Source organism: uncultured Lamprocystis sp. (assembly GCF_903933125.1).
Classification (GTDB): Bacteria; Pseudomonadota; Gammaproteobacteria; order Chromatiales; family Chromatiaceae; genus Thiodictyon.
Map to the genome: position 1 here is coordinate 1 of NZ_CAIZIZ010000554.1, position 3,079 is coordinate 3,079.

4 protein-coding genes are annotated in these 3,079 nt (G+C 59.4%); 2 read left to right on the forward strand and 2 right to left on the reverse strand.

All coding sequences use genetic code 11. The features are described 5' to 3' along the window. Positions 1-58: 58 nt before the first annotated feature. On the reverse strand, positions 59-1,411 hold the full coding sequence (locus tag QZY03_RS30400; RefSeq protein ID WP_295587878.1) for an ATP citrate lyase citrate-binding domain-containing protein: 1,353 nt from the start codon (positions 1,409-1,411) through the stop codon (positions 59-61). Between the two features lie 285 nt (positions 1,412-1,696). Next, positions 1,697-1,861, reverse strand: coding sequence for a hypothetical protein (locus QZY03_RS30405; protein WP_295587880.1), 165 nt, complete (start codon positions 1,859-1,861; stop codon positions 1,697-1,699). A 498-nt stretch (positions 1,862-2,359) separates the two neighbouring features. Here QZY03_RS30405 and QZY03_RS30410 point away from each other — a divergent pair, with 498 nt between their 5' ends. Then, positions 2,360-2,614, forward strand: coding sequence for a hypothetical protein (locus tag QZY03_RS30410; RefSeq protein ID WP_295587881.1), 255 nt, complete (start codon positions 2,360-2,362; stop codon positions 2,612-2,614). A 192-nt stretch (positions 2,615-2,806) separates the two neighbouring features. Then, positions 2,807-2,965: a hypothetical protein gene (locus QZY03_RS30415; protein WP_295587883.1), complete on the forward strand. Its 159-nt coding sequence runs from the start codon at positions 2,807-2,809 to the stop codon at positions 2,963-2,965. Positions 2,966-3,079: the final 114 nt, after the last annotated feature.

The window sequence follows — 3,079 nt, forward strand, 5'->3', positions numbered from 1 at the left end:
ACCCGTGATGATCTCAAAAACAGACTAAATTCTGCCTTGAAATCGCTAAAAAGCGACATCAAGCGAATCCAGTCGTTCTTTCTTTTGCCGCATACAATTTATGCCAGCAGTTTGTCCGCATAATTAATAAAGTCTCGATACTTGAGAGGCCCATATGGCGAGCGATCTCGGCACGGCCGCCATTGCGCATCCAGGCGTCGATGTCGCGGGCGTAATTGACCACGCCGCTCATGGCCGAGTCGTGGCCGAACATCCGATACGGCAGCCCGAGCCCGTCGAGGGTGTCCCTGAGATACGCCATGCCGCGGATCAGGTTCGGTCCGCCGCGGCCGACGACAACGAACAGTGGCCGGCGGCCCTGGGTGTTGAAATAGTCCCGCAAGGCATCGGCCATGGCCCGGAAGGTGGTGTAGATGTCCGTGTTGTTGGCCTTGCCGCCGATAATGAACAGCACGTTGCTCTGCTCGAGCCAGTGCTTGTAAACGATGCGGCTGATGTCGTACATCTTCTCGTAGGGCGGGTTGCCGCCGAAGTCCGAGGAGATGCTGCCGGCGTCGCCCAGCAGCTCGGTGACCAGCGCGTTGGCACCGCCACCGAAGGTCATGGCCGCGATGGTGCCCTGGTCGTTGATCACGAACACGTCCGACTGGCCCTGGTAGGTCCGCAGCGCGTTGACTTCAATCTCGAAGGCCGAGTAGCTCGCGGATTCCAGGTTGGCGGGCAGATTCAGCCGATGCCAGGCCGGGTCGTCGCCGTCGAAGGCGCATTTGAAGTCACAGGTGACCGGGACCAAGCGCCCCTGGCCCTTCGGCATCATGCGGATCGGATTCAGCTCCAGCATACTCATGCCGTAGTTACTGAAGAGGTCCCACAGCTTCGGCAGGTTCTGCACCAGCGGGCTGATGATCTCGTGCGGTGCGTCGATGCTGTCCAGTGCATTGGCGACGATGAACCCCTTAAAGCCGGTGAGGGCGTCGAAGGGGATGGTCGCGATCTGGTCGGGCGCCAGATCTTCGATGTTGACGCCGCCGTGGTGGGTGATGGTCAGCGTCGGGGCACGGTAGCGGGTCGCGTCCCGAATCGACACATAGATCTCATGCTCGGCCGGGACAGCACCCTCGAAGGTGACACCCTCGGCCTTGGCCACTTGATTGCCGACCCGGTGCTCGACGAAGAACAACCGCTCCTTCTCGCGCATGGCAGTGGCCAGGTCGGTCGCCCGCCCAATCAACCCGGACTTGCCCTTTTTGCCGATGCCGCCCTTAAAAATGGGCTTGATCAGCACGCTGCCCCAGCGGTCGATCAGGTCCTTGACCTGCGCGCCGGTCGCGTCCGGACCCAGCACCTCCGCGGTCGGATAGCCCACATACTCAAGGAGCTTCGCCCCCCAAAGCATCCCGGTGATCTGCATCGTCCCCCCTTCCCGCCTGCGCGGAAAAACTGTTTTAGCATATACTTATACGATGCCATCCCGGACGCCTGAAGGCGGATGGTGGATGGCGGAACCCGCGATCATACAGATTACAGGCGCCCGTTCCACCCGTCGATTGCGGGCCGGGATCGGTCGGTCAAGCGTGCGCCTCGTGGTTGGCTTGAGCCATCGCGCGGGGTGTCGCTGCGCCGGCGACACCCGCATCCTCCAGCGACGCCGGCCTCTTGCTCATCGTTCCGGCCAGCGGCGACTTGAAGAGGTCTCTCACAGCGACACGGGACGCCGCGCCTTCAGGACCCCTTCAACGCGGCGGACATACCACGGGCGCATCCGCTCCGATACGCCGCGGTGCGCCAGGAAATCCCGATACCGGTCCCAGTTGGAGGGGGAGCCGTCCTCGCGGCGGGGGTTGGGGATGGTGGACATCATGTGGCGGTCGGGGAGTCTTGGACGGAATTCAGTCAAGTTCGGTCGTGGCCCGTTTCAGTCTAGGTCACGAGCGGCCCGCGCCAGCCTAGCGCACAAGCGACCCGTGCCAATCGAGTACCCAAAGTCTTGTCCGCAGAGTCGGATGGCAAGCGCCCGGCGGAGGTTTGCCTGGAACCTAGCGTTTCGTCTCCGGTACGTGCGGAAACCGTGATCCAGGTCACAAAACCTCCCCTTGCAAAACAGCGGCGAGACGCGGAAAGTACACATTAAACAGTGATGGGCTGTGCCTTGACCGGCAGCCGATGTGCGACACCGATCTGCTGGGGGATCCACGGCAGGGCGCGGGTGGGGTGCTTGGGCGGTCGGCCGGATTCAGTCTAGAATCTTAGTGGCCCGTGGCGGGCAAGCGTTTCGCCGGCCCGTGCCAAGCTAGAACACGTTAGGCGCTTGGTACGTCCGGCGTTTACATATTTATGCAACAGAGCGTGGAGAATTGAAATGAAAAAACATCTGATGAAAATAGCTGGAATTGCACTCCTCACCGGTGCGTCTGCCCACACACTGGCCTGGACTATTGGGAACACAGAAATACAAAGCAATTCTGGCGGCGACATCCTTATTCATTATGTAACATGTGATAACGGAAAAATAATTATAGTTAATGAAAGTAAAGTTACTCATCAATTCATGAACGGTTCTTCAAAATTTTATCAAAGCATGGATGAAGCCGTTAGCGACGCTTGTCGGCGGTAATAGGCGGGTAATAGGGGGCAGACTACGGTTGCCCACTGAATCCCCTGTCCCGGCAGTAAAGAAGACAAAGAATGGCCTAACTTTGGGCTCAAGAGCGAGCGCGCGCCACGGGCGTCGTGCTAATTTGCAAGCTCATCAAGGGCGCGCGCCGCTTTAGCCTTCACGTTAGGCTCAGTTAATGGAGAATCGCGGATGGCATATGAGAAAATACTGATCTTAGAATCCGCTTGGTCGGATGAAATCTCAGACTCAAGAGCAACCAGGGAAATCTATGGTTCGCTGGAGACCCTGTTTTCCCTGCATGATGATCCGTTGCGCATCATTCACTCGACTTTGGCCATTTTTGCCTGAGGCCGGGCGCTGTGCACGGGTGGGCTGGACCAGGGCCGGCGGCTCCTGCGGAGGTGGCGGCAGCGGGAGACCGGCGGTATCGTCTGAAGTCGACCAAAACACCAGCCGTCACCG